This is a genomic window from Sinorhizobium sp. RAC02, assembly GCF_001713395.1.
In the GTDB taxonomy this organism is placed as follows: domain Bacteria; phylum Pseudomonadota; class Alphaproteobacteria; order Rhizobiales; family Rhizobiaceae; genus Shinella.
Genome location: NZ_CP016450.1, coordinates 2635387 through 2651518, shown reverse-complemented (window position 1 = coordinate 2651518; position 16132 = coordinate 2635387). Strand labels below are relative to the sequence as shown.

Genomic DNA, 16132 nt, shown 5'->3' with positions numbered 1-16132 from the left:
GAAACGGCAGAAACGCTCGAGATCAGGCGATGACGCCCATGATGTCGGCTTCCTTCATGATCAAAAGGTCCTCGCCGTCGAGCTTGACCTCAGTGCCCGACCACTTGCCGAACAGGATGCGGTCGCCAGCCTTGACGTCCAGCGGGACGACCTTGCCGGACTCGTCACGAGCGCCGGAACCGACGGCGACGATTTCGCCCTCCTGCGGTTTTTCCTTGGCGGTGTCAGGAATGATGATACCGCCCTTGGTCTTGGCTTCAGCCTCGATACGGCGCACGACGACGCGGTCGTGCAACGGCCGGAAAACGGTACTTGTCATTTTTTGGGTTCCTCGGCAAGAACGCGGCCCGATGGCCGATCCCGCCAAACACTCTTAGCACTCCCACGCCGGGAGTGCTAGCGGAGTTTCTCGTTTGGTTGTGCTGGAAAGTGGCCGGGGATAAGACGCCTGCGGGCAATATGTCGGGTAGCCAATGGGAGAAGGCGAGAAATATCACGCCTATTCTGACGTATCGCAGCTCGAAGCATTTAACGGGAAAGTTCGCTAATTCTTGCCAACGTCGCGCGCTGCCTTCATATCGGGCCTATGACCCGTGATTCCAAAATTTTCGTCGGCCTTAAATCCACGCGCAAGAAAGCATCTCCGTCTAGCGAGCCTGTCGGCCCGAAATGTCAATGGGATGGTTGCGAAAAGAGAGGCACGCACCGCGCGCCCGTCGGACGAGACGCCGAAGGCCTGTATCTGCTGTTCTGTCTGGAGCATGTGAAGGAATACAACAAGGGCTACAACTTTGCGACGGGCCTTTCTGATGCAGACGTCGCCCGCTACCAGAAAGAGGCGACGACCGGCGCGCGCCCGACCTGGGGGGCGGCGGTCAGCCAGGGATCCGAAGTCCCGATGCCCTTTACCGTCCGCTCTGGTTCTGCAAAGGCATTGAATGCACGCAAGACCGCGGCCCAGCGCCAGGCGCAAAGAGCCGAACTCCAGAAGCGAAAACTCAAGGTGCTTGAAGCCAAGGCATTTGAGACACTCGGTCTTTCGCCGGATGCGACGCCGGAGGAAATCAAGAGCCGCTACAAGGAAAGGCTCAAGATGCACCATCCCGACACCAACCAGGGAAACCGCATTTCCGAGGATGAGCTTCGCGCTTCAATCGAGGCGCATAAGATTCTCAAGTTGAATGGATTTTGCTGAGAGATTCATCTCTACAGCGGTAGCCCTGCGGGCGTTGAAATGACAAGCTGAGCATTGACCGCCTCGGGGGACAAGACGCGTTTGTTCATCTGTCCGCCTTGCAATGCGATGGTTCGCTCCGCGAAGGCGATACTATCGGCTTCGCGGTTGAACAACGTCGGTAGCCAGCCGCGGTATGTCGAGTGGTCACAACAACGTATCTCAATCTGTGGAAGGCCTATCCATGACACCGTCGTCGAACAGTCGGATCAAACCTTGACCGGTTCCAACCTGCCCCCATCGCTTGAACGGCTCGGCTGGTCGGGTTTCTTCGCCGCTCAGGTCGAGCCAGCCGAAGCGGATCTCGCGCCCAGGCGCGTCGCCTCGGTTCACCGGGCCCGTATCGACACGATCGATACCACCGGACCGGTGGGATTTGAGCTGCCAGCTAGCGCCAACACTGCTGATTTTGCGGTGGGCGATTGGGTTCTTGCCGATCCCCTGACAGGCATGTTTGTCCGCCGTCTCGATCGAAAGACCGTGTTCCAGCGGCGCGCGGAAGGCGGACACGGCCAGCAGCTTGCCGCCGCCAACGTGGATACGCTGTTTATCGTGACCTCGTGCAATGCCGATTTCAACCTTGGAAAGCTGGAACGCTACCTGATCATGGCCAACCAGGCGGGAACCAATCCGGTGATCGTGCTGACCAAGGCTGACACCGCCGATGACGCGGGCCTATTCGAACAGCAAGCCAAGGCGCTGCAGCGTGATTTGCCCGTCATTGTCTTGAATGCGCGCTCGGGCGATGCCGTTTCCCTGCTGAAGCCCTGGTGCGGTGCTGGCCAGACAGTGGCGCTGGTGGGGTCCTCCGGCGTCGGAAAGTCGACGCTGGTGAACACTCTGGCCGGGCCGGCATCCGGCACAATGCAGAAGACCGGAGGGATCCGTGAGCATGATGCACAGGGCCGGCACACCACGACCGCACGATCGCTGCATGCCATTTCAGGCGGCGGTTGGGTTATCGATACGCCGGGAATACGAACGCTCTACGTCAGCGATGTTACCGACGCGATCGATACGCTGTTTGCCGAAATCACCGACCTGACCCCGCTTTGCCGATTTCGCGACTGCACCCATGTCCACGAACCGGGCTGCGCCGTGCAGGCGGCTGTCGCCACCGGGACCCTCAGCGCCGACCGTCTGGAACGCTGGCGCAGCCTTCTTGCGGAAAACCGCGACCGAACGCCGGTCGTCAGCGGACCACGCGGCAACAAGATCGTCCGCAAGAAGAAATACTGAGGTTAGGCCGGATCGACAGTCGGGTTTCCCAAATCGCCCAGTCGCTGTTTCATGGGCGCCGCGTTGAGCCGCATTGGTCTTTGGGTGCCGGCCAGGCGGCATGAGCTAGCTGAGCGATGTTCAGCCATCAAAACGGATTGTTTCACGGGTCAAGGTCATCGGCGATGAGTGAACGACGGCCGCAGACGATCACCCCAGCCTGGTCGTGTTCGGCAGAACAATCGGCAGCGACAAATCCCACTACTGTAAGTCAGCAGTGAAGGCGCATTCAGCGCGCCTCAAGCTCCGCATGCTTACGAAGATCATCCCGCAACTTAAGAAAAGCGGGATCTTCAGGGTTCAGCGCCGCGGCTTTTGACGCAGCCTTCAGCGCATCCGCATATTTGGCCTGAAACGACAGCGCCCGTGCTTGCAGCCAATGGGCATGGGCACAATTTTGGTCAACCACAATGGCTTTTTCCGCACAGGCCGACACCCGCTCCAAATCGATGGGCTCCAGTTGAAGCAGCTTTCTGCCTAGAAAGACCAGTGCTTCCGGGATGGGGCCATCGACTTCGGTGGCTCGTTGCGCCGCCTCCATCCCTTCCGTGGTATTGTTAAGTGCGTATAGTGTTTTGCTTAGCGTCAGCAACGCCCAGCTGTCTGCGGGACTTTCCTTGACAATTTCTCTAGCAAGACCCAGCGCCCGCGATGGATTTCGTTGCCGTATCACGTTGATGCATTTGCGCCAGACATGGCCGTCCGTTTGGCGCAATATCTGTTCCACCTTGTGACCGGCGCCGACTGCGCGCACAAGCACTCCAGCAACTCTCTTTTTTGCGGGATCGTCTAGGTTTTTATAAGTCAGGAGGATGAGTTCGATGATGTCACCCAGTTCCTTGTTGGCGCGGTGCAGAATCGAAAGGGCGGGTTTTTGCTCCGGTTCATTTTGCGAAACGGCAGCTTGCGTCGAAGCTTGAAAGGCTTGCACATGGGCCTCGAGACGTCTGGCGATTGCATCCTCGGACGAAATGTCGACCCAGTATTCGTTTAGAAGATATCCGAGTTGACGCCGAATTTCGGGCGCCTGTACAGGCGTGTCATCAAGGAAAAGGCGCTCCAGCGCATCGATATCCGCGATCTGGGCGGTCATATGGGCGTATTCACTTGACGCCAACGTATAGACAGCTTTGCCGTGAATGAGAGCCTGCAGACCAACACCGGAATTTGAAACGAGAATACATCTGCTCTTCGGAATGAGCCGATGCACCGAGCAACGGCTTACATGGAGGAGGTGATTGTCGCTCACCTCCTCCAGCATCTTCTCGATGGTTTGAGAGTCACATAGCGGATGCCGCTTCAGCACCACGTGCTTGCCATGCCGCTGTGCCAATTCCGCCAGGCGCCGAATTGCTTCGAACTGCGTTAAACGTCCGAGTTTCAGCACCTCGTCGGAATTCACCTGCAACGGATAGAAAACGAACTCATCAAGAGAGGCGATTTCCGGCTCGAGATCATCGTTCGATTGCCTGAGAGCCGAGAAATTTTCCTCGGTGAACCGTCGCCGATAGTGCTCAATTGTAGCATCGGCCTTGCCTTGGTCATAACGATCGCCCAACATATGCAATGCAGGGTTATTTGCGATTTCGGACCAGCCGCTATAGCCTCCGGAATCAAAGTACCAAAGACCCGGCAGTGCACTCGGTTTGACGCAGTAACTATTTTTTCTGGGCCTCTCCGCATGAAAGGCATAAAATATGCCTTCTTCGAAGCGCTTGTTTTCTTCACTTCCAAGATATGGGACCGCCTTGAACAGTTCCATTGGAATATTGAGTCTCAAGGCAGCCGCTATGATCGTCTGATAAGCTTGTCTGATTTCGGCATGATTGTGGTAATGGGTGACGGAAAAACTGGTGGGAACATCAATATAGAATTTCATGGTATTTGGTCACTCCACTGAATTGGAACTCAGCCAAACGAGCGGATATCTCCGTTGAAGCCCTCTGCGAAGCCATCGGGCAGAAAGTGCGCTATTCTGTTGATGTCGCCGTTGTCGAAAACCAAGCCCGCCGGCAAAATACTGCGTTTTTCGACGACAACCGAGATGTTGTAACCATATTGCCGGATCCATGGCTTCCTGCAATCGAAGCCTGCCAATACCAAGTTGTACAAGAGTAATCCGGCATTCCAGAGCGTCACATGCCCGCCAACAATGTTATGCTTCAATGGCGGAACGGAGATTGCCACAATTCCGCCTTCGCGAACAACACTGTGTACCTTCTTTAGGAAGGCATTGACGTTCAATTGGTGTTCGAGAACATGTGAAGCGATAACGCAATCATAGGTTTCACTGAAGTCGATCTTCAGGAAGTCCCCGACCATGGCGCCACTTCCATCTGGATTCTGCTGGAAGTAGTGGCTTTCACCGTAGTCCAACTCAGTTACAATCTTTTTGCTTTGCCTTAGTGCTGCAGCTTGCTCACCAGCACCGCTGCCAATGTCCAAGACAGTCGTAAAATTCCGCTCATCGACAATATGCTGAATCATAAGTCCGCTGAATTTCATTTGGCGAAATTCGGGCCGGATTGAAGAAAGCAGTTTTTCCGTCTCTGCTTTTTCGCGGTAATCTGACGAGCCGCTTAGCTGGAACGCCTGATTCCAGGCCTTTGTTGCGGACTCGTGGTCGCGTCTGCGGCTGGCTACCACAGCATAAAGGTTCAACCCGCCCACATGATTTGGCCGGCGCTCACGGAAAAGCTGGATATCTTCCCAGGCTCCGTCGATTTCGCCCGTGCGAAGCAGATTCTCCGCCCGCATGCGTAAAAAATCAGCTGCGGTTGTATCGCCAGGCTTCTGCTGGGCAGTTGCCCAGATCGTGGCGATCGTAGAAAGTGCGTCGTCTGTTTGGCGCAATTTCGTTTGCCACACTGCAAGTCGATGATGCCCACCCACCCATTCTGGCTTTGCCTTGAGGGCGTCCTTCAAAAAATCTACCGCTTGAGTCTGGGCACCCTGCTCCCACATTTTCGTGGCAAGAGCGAGCTCCTCCGAAGCGGTGCGTGCCTTGGGCGACGTTTTGAATATCTGGACAGCCGCTTCAAACCGCTCCCCCCTAGATAGGATGCGATAGCTGAAGCCAGTTTCCGCGAGCCATTCGTCGAACGCTTTCCACTCTCCTTCCCGCCATAGCGGATACACTCCTTGATCCTTCCAGTCGGCCAGTTCGTCGAACACGATTACGGCACCGTCGACTAACCTCTCCTTGATCGATTGAAGCACGAACTTTGCCGCACTGTAGAGATCAACGTCGATATGCACGAAGCCGATCGCCCCCGCATTCTCAGCGAGCCATGGTGGCAATGTATCCTCGATGAATCCAGCAACGAGCGTCACATTGCCCGGCATCAACGGCAAGCTTTTGAGTTTGAAATGTCCGGCCGGATACGTACTGGTCTCACTTCGGTGCCAGGGCTCAGGCAACCCTTGAAACGAGTCGAACCCTGTAAAAAGTCTTGTTTTATTGGCTAACGCCAGGGTTCGAAGGGAGCCGCCGGTGTACACTCCAAACTCGAGCGCAATCGCATCTTCAGGTGCAATCGCAAGACACATCTTCAACTGCGTCAATCGGTCGAGAACGACTGGGAATTCTTGAAACGACTGAGCATCTAGAGACGCACCACTGTAAGCCTTCGCCAGGTGACCGCGAATGCCCACCGATTGATGATGCGATACGTCATGCACTGGTATTTTCCTTCAATTGGTAGGCTGTGGATATGTTGAGGCTCGGTGCCGCACATTATGCATACCGCCTCAAAGCACATCCAGTGGCAATTTAACAGGCCCTGAGAACTGGCTCGGAAACGCTGAACGATGAGGATAAATGGAATTTTTGCCTGACTTTGGCTTTGGCATTTTTCGATGAGCTTGCCGATGAGGGGCAGGGTACGCTCGTGGGTCGCTCATCGACTTTCCGAAGCATAGCCTTGAGGCGAAAAAGGCTTCCTTAGTCAGGCTGAGTCGGGCTGTAGGGCGGAAGAACGCAGGGCGCCGTGCCCACAACCACGACCCACTCGCGCACCGCCGGGCGCCTGTGGATCGATAAGTTGTCCATGATGGCGACGTCGTCGACGGGACAGTTCGGGGGCGAGAACTTGCGCTACATATCGATTAGTTTTTCGCCACCATTGCCGAGGCCGGGGCGAACTGCCAAGGAAGCTATCTGGTTCGATTGGTCCCTATCGGCACGCAATGGGTACGCCCCTTGGGGCTTAACAAGATACCCGTACAGCGCACTAAACGTAATTATTCTAAAAATTACAGTCTTGAGAAAATTGGTGGAGCTAAGCGGGATCGAACCGCTGACCTCTTGCATGCCATGCAAGCGCTCTCCCAGCTGAGCTATAGCCCCATAACAGGTCCGGCTAGGCCGGTTTTCCGGGAACCGAAGCGGCGTTTCCGTTCGGTGTGCGGCTTATTACTTCCGGTGATCGGAGATGGCAAGCCGAAAAATGAAATCCGGCCGGTTTTTTTGAAACCGGCCGGAAAAACAACGTCTTATGCTTCGTCTTCGTCACCGGTGACGCCGATCAGGCCGGTCATGTCGTCATCGTCGTCGTCTTCGTCCTGTTCCAGGAACGTATCGTCTTCGTCGCCGTCGATTTCGACTTCGTCGTCGCCGAGATCGGGCAGGTCGTCAGCGCCCGCTGCTTCGTCATCGGCATCCTCGAGCGAGACGAGTTCGACTTCCGTGTTCTCGGTATCGACTTCGTTGACTTCCTCTTCCTCGGCCGCCTTTTCGAGAACCGCAACCGCAGCCGTCTCTTCAAAGAAGGACAGCGGATAGGACTTGCCCGTATAGGGCGAGACGATCGGATTGCGGTTCAGGTCATAGAATTTCTTGCCTGTTTCCGGGTCGATGCGTTTGGTTCCGAGTTCCTGTTTCGCCACAGTCAAAGCCTCTCAGGTGCCGAATGTTTCCGGCGGGGCCGGGGGTCCCGGCGCGTTGGACGTAGAATGATTAGCCGGTCCCCATAATCGTCTTGGGCAATCCTGTCAAAGCCAAACTTGGAGACGGTCCGATCCGCGGCCTGCGACGAATGTTTTTCGGCAGGATGATGACGCTTTAAATCGTTTGTGATAGCAAGCCCGCGTTCTCCCCGGCGCGCTCCGTTCGGGGAGCGGTGGATGTATATAAGGAAGACGCCCATGTCGCACGGCGCCAGTGCACGGCCCGCAACCGCCCGCAAGTCCTCCGGCCTTTCCGGGACCGTTCGCATCCCCGGTGACAAGTCGATTTCTCACCGTTCCTTCATGTTCGGCGGGCTTGCTAGCGGTGAAACCCGCATCACGGGCCTGCTCGAAGGCGAGGACGTGATCAATACGGGCAAGGCGATGCAGGCCATGGGCGCCAAGATCCGCAAGGATGGCGACACCTGGATCATCAATGGTCTTGGCAATGGTGCGTTGCTGGCACCGCAGGCGCCGCTCGATTTCGGCAATGCCGGCACCGGCTGCCGCCTGACCATGGGCCTCGTCGGCGTCTATGATTTCGATTCCACCTTCATCGGTGATGCGTCGCTCACCAAGCGCCCGATGGGCCGCGTGCTCAATCCGTTGCGCGAAATGGGCGTGCAGGTGACCGCTGACGCTGGCGATCGCCTGCCGGTGACGCTGCGCGGTCCGAAAACGCCGACGCCGATCACCTATCGCGTGCCGATGGCGTCCGCCCAGGTGAAATCCGCCGTGCTGCTTGCCGGCCTCAACACGCCGGGCATCACGACGGTCATCGAGCCGATCATGACGCGTGACCACACCGAAAAGATGCTGCAGGGTTTTGGCGCCAACCTCTCCGTCGAGACAGATGCGGACGGTGTTCGCACGATCCGGCTTGAAGGTCGCGGCAAGCTCACGGGCCAGGTCATCGACGTGCCGGGCGATCCGTCTTCGACGGCCTTCCCACTGGTCGCCGCCCTTCTGGTTCCGGGGTCCGACGTGACGATCCTCAATGTGCTGATGAACCCGACCCGCACCGGCCTTATCCTGACGCTTCAGGAAATGGGTGCGAATATCGACGTCCTGAACCCGCGCCTTGCCGGCGGCGAAGACGTGGCGGACCTGCGCGTGCGTTCCTCCGAACTCAAGGGTGTGACGGTGCCGGAAGACCGCGCCCCGTCGATGATCGACGAATATCCGGTACTCGCCGTCGCCGCCGCTTTTGCGGAGGGCACGACGGTGATGAACGGCCTCGAGGAACTGCGCGTCAAGGAAAGCGACCGTCTTTCCGCCGTGGCGATCGGCCTGAAGCTCAACGGCGTCGACTGCGACGAGGGCGAAGCCTCGCTCGTCGTGCGCGGCCGCCCGGACGGCAAGGGCCTCGGCAATGCCTCGGGTGCTGCCGTCGCAACGCATCTCGACCACCGCATCGCCATGAGCTTCCTCGTCATGGGCCTCGTCTCGGAAAACCCGGTGACCGTCGATGACGCGACGATGATTGCGACGAGTTTTCCGGAGTTCATGGACCTGATGGCGGGCCTGGGCGCGAAGATTGAACTGAACGCTTAAAATTTCGACTTTGTCGGGAATGGCCTGTTAAGTGCCGTCCCCTAGGTTTCGCAGAAACCCGGAGGACACGCGTGACCCAAATTCCAAGCCGCATTCTTCGTCGTCTTGATGATGGGCGCGTTGTCTATCGCCTTCATTTGCGAGCGAAGGCGGTGGTGCTGACAAGTGCGGAGTGCGAGCGCGTTGAAGGCATGGCGAAGTGGAGCTACTTCCTTCAGGTGTTTTTAGCTCTGGGGATTTGCCTCTCGGCGGCTGCAGCCTTCTTCATTCCCTCGATACGACTGTTCGCAATCGCGTTGACCCTGATTCTGCTCGTTGTCGTGACGCTGGTCGAACAAGGCTACACGCGGGCCATGGCGTCCATCCTCGATAGGGCGCCTGTATCGGCGACAGACAACGTTGAACCACGCCCGTCTGTCGCACAGATTGCCCGCTTGATTGCCCGGCAATTCTTTTCCGCGATTAGCGACCGAAGATTGCGCAACCTCATGATTGGCCTCGGCGCAGTTCTTCTGGTGACCTTGTGTAGAGTGGCTGCGGATGTCTTCGGGATCGATAGTCCGCAGCCCGCAATGAGCGGATTTCACGTCGTATTGTTTCTTCTGGTGTGCCCGCTGGCCCTTCTTGTGCTGTTTGCAGAGCGGCGGAGGCGCGCAACGGACAAACGGAAGGCTGAGAATGCTGTCGGCGCGTAGCGAGCAAGAGGCGTGTTTTTCTAGCGCCAGAGGAAAATGGCCGGCCTGTTGATGGGCCTTGCCCCTTGGCATCGCCCCCCGTCTTCCGCTAACACCCTTGATGAAAAGCATTTGACGCATGGGTGCGACATGAAGACGATTGCCATCGACGGTCCTGCTGCTGCCGGCAAGGGGACGCTGTCGCGCCGCATTGCGGAAGACTACGGCTTTCATCATCTCGATACGGGTCTGACCTACCGGGCAACGGCGAAGGCATTGCTGGACCGCGGCCTGCCGCTTGACGACGAGACTGTCGCCGCCGATGTGGCGCGCAATCTCGATCTCGGCGGGCTCGACCGCTCGGTGCTGTCCGCGCATGCCATCGGCGAGGCGGCGTCCAAGATTGCCGTCATGCCCTCCGTGCGCCGGGCTTTGGTCGAGGCGCAGCGGAATTTTGCGGCGCGCGAGCCCGGAACGGTGCTCGATGGGCGCGATATCGGCACGGTGGTTTGCCCGGATGCGCCGGTAAAACTCTACGTTACGGCCTCGCCTGAGGTGCGCGCGAAGCGTCGTTACGACGAGATCCTCGCCGGCGGTGGGGTGGCCGATTTCGAGACGATCCTCGACGATATCCGCCGCCGTGACGAGCGCGACATGGGCCGGGCGGACAGCCCGCTGAAGCCCGCCGACGATGCGCACTTGCTTGATACCTCGGAAATGAGTATAGAGGCGGCGTTTTCGGCGGCAAAGTCGTTCATCGACGCCGCGCTTAAGCAATAGAACGAGGCCTGTCCCCGCGCCGGATTAGCTGCCCTTGAGGCAGCGGACAAAGTTTTGTTTATCATCAACGCTAACCCCCGGCGCCTGTGCCCGAGAGGCACACCAGGAGTTTTCATGTCTCAAGCAAACCCCACGCGCGAAGATTTCGCAGCCCTGCTGCAGGAATCTTTTGCCACCAACGATCTCGCCGAAGGCTATGTTGCCAAGGGTATCGTTACAGCCATCGAAAAGGACGTCGCCATCATCGACGTCGGCCTCAAGGTTGAAGGCCGCGTACCGCTGAAGGAATTCGGTGCCAAGTCCAAGGACGGCACGCTGAAGGTCGGCGACGAAGTCGAAGTCTATGTCGAGCGCATCGAAAACGCGCTGGGCGAAGCTGTTCTGTCGCGCGAAAAGGCTCGCCGCGAAGAGAGCTGGGCCAAGCTCGAAGTCAAGTTCGAAGCCGGCGAGCGCGTTGAAGGCGTCATCTTCAACCAGGTCAAGGGTGGCTTCACCGTCGATCTCGACGGCGCCGTTGCCTTCCTGCCGCGTTCGCAGGTCGACATCCGTCCGATCCGCGACGTCACGCCGCTCATGCACAACCCGCAGCCCTTCGAAATCCTCAAGATGGACAAGCGTCGCGGCAACATCGTTGTTTCGCGCCGTACGGTTCTTGAAGAGTCGCGCGCCGAGCAGCGTTCTGAAATCGTTCAGAACCTCGAAGAAGGTCAGGTTGTTGACGGCGTCGTCAAGAACATCACCGATTACGGTGCGTTCGTTGACCTCGGCGGCATCGACGGCCTGCTGCACGTCACCGACATGGCCTGGCGCCGCGTCAACCACCCGTCGGAAATCCTGTCCATTGGCCAGCAGGTCAAGGTTCAGATCATCCGCATCAACCAGGAAACCCACCGTATCTCGCTCGGCATGAAGCAGCTCGAGTCGGATCCGTGGGATGGCATCGGCACCAAGTACCCGACCGGCAAGAAGATTTCCGGTACGGTTACGAACATCACCGACTACGGTGCGTTCGTCGAGCTGGAGCCGGGCATCGAAGGCCTGATCCACATCTCCGAAATGTCCTGGACCAAGAAGAACGTTCACCCCGGCAAGATCCTGTCCACCAGCCAGGAAGTTGACGTGGTCGTTCTCGAAGTCGACCCGACGAAGCGCCGCATCTCGCTCGGTCTCAAGCAGACCCTCGAGAACCCGTGGCAGGCATTCGCGCATAGCCACCCGGCTGGCACGGAAGTTGAAGGCGAAGTCAAGAACAAGACCGAATTCGGCCTGTTCATCGGCCTCGACGGCGACGTCGACGGCATGGTGCACCTGTCGGACCTCGACTGGAACCGTCCGGGCGAGCAGGTCATCGAAGAGTTCAACAAGGGCGACGTCGTCAAGGCTGTCGTTCTGGATGTGGACGTCGACAAGGAGCGTATCTCGCTCGGCATCAAGCAGCTTGGCAAGGACTCGGTCGGCGATGCCGCCACGTCCGGCGACCTGCGCAAGAATGCCGTCGTTTCGGCTGAAGTCATCGCGATCAACGATGGCGGCATCGAAGTGAAGCTCGTCAACCACGAAGACCTCACGTCGTTCATCCGCCGCAACGACCTGTCGCGTGACCGTGACGAACAGCGTCCGGAGCGTTTCTCGGTCGGCCAGACCGTTGACGCCCGCGTCCTGAACTTCTCGAAGAAGGATCGCAAGATCCAGCTTTCGATCAAGGCTCTGGAAATCGCTGAAGAGAAGGAAGCCGTCGCACAGTTCGGTTCGTCCGATAGCGGCGCTTCGCTCGGCGACATCCTCGGCGCGGCTCTGAAGAACCGCAACAACGCCGAGTAAGCCTTGCTTACCTGACCAATAAGAAGCCCGCGGAGAGCGATCTCCGCGGGCTTTTTCGTTGCCGGATTTTTGGGGGGCGCTCAGGCCCAGTAGTCGCCAAGCTTCTGGTAGAAGACGAGGCCGGGCTCGATCACGCCGACCATCTCCGCCGTCTTCTCGCGCTTGCGGGCCATGTCGGCGCTTTCAGGCTCGTCATCGGAGGCGTCCGCTTCCGCGTCCTGTTGCGCTGTGTCGTCGCCCCCGGCTTCACTGTCTGCCGCGTCTTCATCGGCAGCCTCGTCGTCTTCCGTATTCCTGTTCTCCGACCATTCGAGGTCTTCCTCGGCAGGCAGGTAGGGAACGAAGGCAAGCGGTATTCCGTCACGCGGCATCGCTGCCGCGAGCAACCTGTCCGGCGTCACGTCAACCACCGTTGCCGATTGGGCGGCTGAGCGAGCCGGCATCGGCAGTACCTCGTCCTGCTCTGTAACCTGCCGTGGCGAGGAGAGGGCGGTTTCAGGCTTTGCCTTGCTGCCTTCGGCCGCCGTTTCGGTCTCGATGGCCTGCTGTACGCTCTCCTCCGGGTGGCCGGTCTCGGCGCGTTCGGTTTCCGGCTCAACCATCGCATCGATCGGTCGCTCCAGCAGCGCCCGAAGAAAGCTTGCTTCCTCGGGTGAGAGGTTTTCGACCAGATGAGCCACTGCCTGCATCAGCAGGGCGGGCGGCACATCGCGTGCCACGGCTTGCAGCACGCTGCGGGCCAGTGCCTGTCCCGTTGCGTTGGCGGTCTGTGTCTTTGCGGGCGGTTCTTCCCGCTTTGCGGCCGGTGTCGTGGTTTCAGGTTCTTCCGCATGGTCACCGTGGCGGACGACCCCTGCTACGGCTTCCACGGGCTGCTGGTCGCCGCGTTTGGCGCTGGGCAGCGGCGGATGCAGTTCCGTCCGGGCTGCCACATTTGTTTCGGCGGGCAAGCGGTTTACCAAGGCGGGATTCAGCCGGCCGGCAACGGTCTCGGCCGCGCGTGCCACCACGGCGCGTGGCTTGCTGCTGCCGTCGGCATCGAAGATGCTTTTCAGTGCCGCTTGCAGCGCACGGGCATCCCCGGATTGCCCTGCCTGCTGCGTGCCTTGGCGGCCGATGGCGATAAGTTGCTGGGCGGTCAGGCCGAGTGGTTTGCGCTCCGCGCCGGCGGGATGAAAGCTGTTGTCGCCCTGGTCGAGATCGACGTTCGCAAGGAGAGCGGCCAGTTTTTGCGCTTCCGGCCCGCTCGGATTGCGCAGGATCTCAGCGAGCACGCGCGCCGGAATGGCAGAGAGCAGATTGCCCTGGCGGCCGATGATGCCAAGCTGCTGATTGGCAAGGCCAATCGGCTTCTGCTGGTGCTCTGCCCCACCTTCGTCGGCGATCGGAAGGCCCGTTGCGATAAGACTGGCAAGCTTTTGAGCTTCCGGCCCGCTTGGATTGCGCAGGGCCTCGGCAAGCACACGCGCCGGAATGGCGGAGAGCGGGTTGCTGCCCTGGCGGTCGAGAATGGCGAGCTGCTGGAGCGTCAGGCCGAGCGGTTTCTGCGGATGTTCCGCACCTCCGCCATGAAAGTCGCCACCGTCAGGAAGCGAAAGGCTGGTCGCGATCAGGGTGGCGAGTTTCTGCGCCTCCGGCCCGTTCGGGTTGCGAATGATTTCGATCAGACTACGCGTGGGCATGGAGGAGAGCACGGTGCTGATCAGCTTTTCCACGCTCGGGCGAAGTTCCGGCGGAAGCTTGGCGAGAATATCGGCAAGCTTGCGGCCATTCTCGCCCTCGCGGCCCGGCAGGCTCTTCAGCGCAACAAGCAATGTCTCGAGCAGGTCACGGCTGGGGGTTGCCTCCGCGCCCGGCGGCAGATGCTTGAGCATGGTTTCGATGAGCCGGAGCAGCACGTCCGCCCGAAGATTGGCGAGTGCGGCGGCGGAGAGCTGCGGCCTGGCGGTCGCATCGACCGAGCCGCCCGCCGGAAGGGCGGGGGAGGGCTGCGAAGTCCCGGTCGTTGTTGCCACGCGCGGCAGCATGCCTGCCTCCTGTTCTCCATCGCCGATGCGTTCCCGCATCGCCAGGCCTGCCAATGTTCCATCGTCCGTCGGATGGCGCATCATGCGCGACGCTGCGAAGGGTGAGCATTCGGCCCGGACGAACCGGGCATTTTACGCGGAGGCGGCGGGCAACCCGGCAAGCACTGAACCGCTTAACTGTACCGGACGGGAGGAACCCTGGACTCCGAACATCTACTGACCCTTACAAATGGCATTTTATGGTTAACGAAATTCTAATACGGGCGAAAAACCTTCGCATGTGCAGCAACGACAGCAAGATTTCACCTCTTTTACAGGGGCTTGCCCCTTATGCTCACCTCGCGTAAATCTTCCCCACACTGTTAACCGCCGATACATGCGGGCCGCGGATGCGGCGGAGATCCCTCGATGAACCTCACCAACTTCATCCTCAACACCGACAGCTACAAGTTCAGCCACTACCTGCAATACCCGCCGGAAACTCGCGCCATCTCCTCCTATGTCGAGGCACGCGGCCATTCCGAGCAGGCGGAAGTGCTGTTCTTTGGCCTCCAGATGTTCCTCAAGGAATATCTCTCGAAACCGGTGACGGAAGCGGATGTGGACGAGGCCGAAGCGATCGTGACGGCGCACGGCCTGCCGTTCAACCGCGCGGGCTGGACGCATATCGTCAACAAACATGGTGGCTTCCTGCCGCTCTCCATCGAGGCGCTGCCGGAGGGCACGTTGGTGCGCCGTGGCGTACCGGTTGCGCAGGTCGTCAACACAGATCCCGACTGCTACTGGCTGACCTCCTATATCGAGACCTCGCTTCTGCGCGCCATCTGGTATCCGAGCACGGTCGCCTCGAACTCGCGCAAGGTGAAGCAGATCATCCAGCCGATCCTCGACAAGACCTGCGACGACCCTGCCGCCGTCTTGCCTTTCCGCCTGCACGATTTTGGCGCGCGTGGAACCACGAGCTTCGAGCAGGCGGGCATCGGTGGCGTGGCCCATCTCGTCAATTTCATGGGCACGGATACGGTGAGCGCGGTGCTCTTTGCACGCCGCTACTACGGTGCGGACATGGCTGGGTTTTCGATCCCGGCATCGGAGCACTCGACAATGACCTCCTGGGGCCAGGAGCATGAAGCGGATGCCTATGGCAACATGATCGACAAGTTCGGCGCCAAGGGGCTCTATGCCGTCGTGTCGGACAGCTACGACATTAACAATGCCGTCACGGAAATCTGGGGCAAGCAGCTCAAGGACCGGGTGCAGTCTGCCGGCGGCACGCTCGTCGTCCGGCCGGATAGCGGCGACCCGGTGGAGACGCCGGTGCAGGTCGTGCGCCAGCTCGCCTATGCCTTTGGCACGCACCTCAATGCCAAGGGTTACAAGGTGCTGGACAACAGCGTGCGCGTCATCCAGGGCGACGGCATTTCGCCGGGCGATATCGGTCTCATCCTCGGTCGGCTGGAGGCTTTCGGCTTCTCGGCGGAGAACATCGCCTTCGGCATGGGCGCGGGGCTTTTGCAGAAGGTCAATCGCGACACCTATTCCTTCGCCATGAAGGCCAATGCGCGGCAGGACACGCAGGGCGCCTGGCATGACGTGTTCAAGCGCCCGGCGACCATGAACCTCAAGGCCTCGAAGGGTGGCCGACAGGCCGTAGTAGCAGGCGCCGGCGGTCTGGAAGCCGTCCGCAGCGACCAGCTGGTGGGCCGCGAGAACCTGCTTCAACCGGTCTGGCGCGACGGCCAGCTGCTGCGCGACTGGACCTTCGACGAGATCCGTGCCCGCGCCGTCTGACCTCTTGCAACAGCACGCGGTCCGCG

At 59.4% G+C, this 16132-nt stretch carries 12 protein-coding genes and 1 tRNA gene; 7 read left to right on the top strand and 6 right to left on the bottom strand.

Annotated elements, in window-relative coordinates; all coding sequences use genetic code 11:
• Positions 1-22: 22 nt before the first annotated feature.
• Complete coding sequence (gene groES / locus BSY16_RS12760; RefSeq protein ID WP_069060008.1) at positions 23-319, bottom strand: co-chaperone GroES; 297 nt, start codon at positions 317-319, stop codon at positions 23-25.
• A 267-nt stretch (positions 320-586) separates the two neighbouring features.
• Between groES and BSY16_RS12755 the strand changes: the two genes are divergently transcribed.
• Positions 587-1195, top strand: a complete 609-nt coding sequence (locus BSY16_RS12755) for a J domain-containing protein (protein WP_069060007.1) — start codon at positions 587-589, stop codon at positions 1193-1195.
• A gap of 255 nt (positions 1196-1450) precedes the next feature.
• Entirely contained in the window at positions 1451-2473 is a 1023-nt protein-coding gene (rsgA, locus tag BSY16_RS12750; protein ID WP_286157133.1) for a ribosome small subunit-dependent GTPase A, read from the top strand.
• Positions 2474-2741: 268 nt separating this feature from the next.
• Here the strand turns inward: rsgA and BSY16_RS12745 are convergent, their stop codons facing one another.
• The 4 genes from BSY16_RS12745 to BSY16_RS12730 form a co-directional block, all read right to left on the bottom strand.
• Positions 2742-4391 carry a capsular polysaccharide export protein, LipB/KpsS family gene (locus BSY16_RS12745; RefSeq protein WP_069060006.1) on the bottom strand — a complete coding sequence of 550 codons (1650 nt, stop codon included), beginning with the start codon at positions 4389-4391 and terminating at the stop codon, positions 2742-2744.
• A 29-nt stretch (positions 4392-4420) separates the two neighbouring features.
• Positions 4421-6193 (bottom strand): class I SAM-dependent methyltransferase, encoded by a 1773-nt coding sequence (locus BSY16_RS12740; protein WP_069060005.1) that lies wholly within the window; start codon positions 6191-6193, stop codon positions 4421-4423.
• A 591-nt stretch (positions 6194-6784) separates the two neighbouring features.
• Positions 6785-6860 (bottom strand) — tRNA-Ala (locus tag BSY16_RS12735).
• Positions 6861-7006: 146 nt separating this feature from the next.
• Positions 7007-7399: a TIGR02300 family protein gene (locus tag BSY16_RS12730; protein WP_069060004.1), complete on the bottom strand. Its 393-nt coding sequence runs from the start codon at positions 7397-7399 to the stop codon at positions 7007-7009.
• A 258-nt stretch (positions 7400-7657) separates the two neighbouring features.
• Here BSY16_RS12730 and aroA point away from each other — a divergent pair, with 258 nt between their 5' ends.
• The 4 genes from aroA (at position 7658) to rpsA (ending at position 12288) form a co-directional block, all read left to right on the top strand.
• On the top strand, positions 7658-9013 hold the full coding sequence (gene aroA, locus BSY16_RS12725) for a 3-phosphoshikimate 1-carboxyvinyltransferase (protein ID WP_069060003.1): 1356 nt from the start codon (positions 7658-7660) through the stop codon (positions 9011-9013).
• Positions 9014-9084: 71 nt separating this feature from the next.
• Positions 9085-9708: a hypothetical protein gene (locus BSY16_RS12720; protein WP_069060002.1), complete on the top strand. Its 624-nt coding sequence runs from the start codon at positions 9085-9087 to the stop codon at positions 9706-9708.
• Between the two features lie 129 nt (positions 9709-9837).
• A complete protein-coding gene (gene cmk, locus BSY16_RS12715; protein WP_069060001.1) occupies positions 9838-10467 on the top strand; it encodes a (d)CMP kinase in 630 nt (209 codons plus the stop codon).
• 114 nt (positions 10468-10581) lie between these two features.
• Positions 10582-12288, top strand: coding sequence for a 30S ribosomal protein S1 (rpsA, locus tag BSY16_RS12710; RefSeq protein ID WP_069060000.1), 1707 nt, complete (start codon positions 10582-10584; stop codon positions 12286-12288).
• An 80-nt stretch (positions 12289-12368) separates the two neighbouring features.
• On the opposite strand, the gene BSY16_RS12705 is transcribed toward rpsA, so the two are convergent.
• Positions 12369-14399: a hypothetical protein gene (locus tag BSY16_RS12705; protein ID WP_069059999.1), complete on the bottom strand. Its 2031-nt coding sequence runs from the start codon at positions 14397-14399 to the stop codon at positions 12369-12371.
• A gap of 324 nt (positions 14400-14723) precedes the next feature.
• On the opposite strand from BSY16_RS12705, the gene BSY16_RS12700 reads away from it, so the two are divergent.
• Complete coding sequence (locus tag BSY16_RS12700) at positions 14724-16106, top strand: nicotinate phosphoribosyltransferase (protein WP_069059998.1); 1383 nt, start codon at positions 14724-14726, stop codon at positions 16104-16106.
• The last annotated feature ends 26 nt before the right edge of the window (positions 16107-16132 follow it).

What these genes read in the sequence shown, in the direction of transcription:
- BSY16_RS12705 (WP_069059999.1), bottom strand. Translation starts at nt 14,399, where the DNA reads ATGATGCGCCATCCGACGGACGATGGAACATTGGCAGGCCTGGCGATG.
- BSY16_RS12745 (WP_069060006.1), bottom strand. Translation starts at nt 4,391, where the DNA reads ATGAAATTCTATATTGATGTTCCCACCAGTTTTTCCGTCACCCATTAC.
- aroA (WP_069060003.1), top strand. Translation starts at nt 7,658, where the DNA reads ATGTCGCACGGCGCCAGTGCACGGCCCGCAACCGCCCGCAAGTCCTCC.
- BSY16_RS12700 (WP_069059998.1), top strand. Translation starts at nt 14,724, where the DNA reads ATGAACCTCACCAACTTCATCCTCAACACCGACAGCTACAAGTTCAGC.
- rpsA (WP_069060000.1), top strand. Translation starts at nt 10,582, where the DNA reads ATGTCTCAAGCAAACCCCACGCGCGAAGATTTCGCAGCCCTGCTGCAG.
- cmk (WP_069060001.1), top strand. Translation starts at nt 9,838, where the DNA reads ATGAAGACGATTGCCATCGACGGTCCTGCTGCTGCCGGCAAGGGGACG.
- groES (WP_069060008.1), bottom strand. Translation starts at nt 319, where the DNA reads ATGACAAGTACCGTTTTCCGGCCGTTGCACGACCGCGTCGTCGTGCGC.
- BSY16_RS12755 (WP_069060007.1), top strand. Translation starts at nt 587, where the DNA reads ATGACCCGTGATTCCAAAATTTTCGTCGGCCTTAAATCCACGCGCAAG.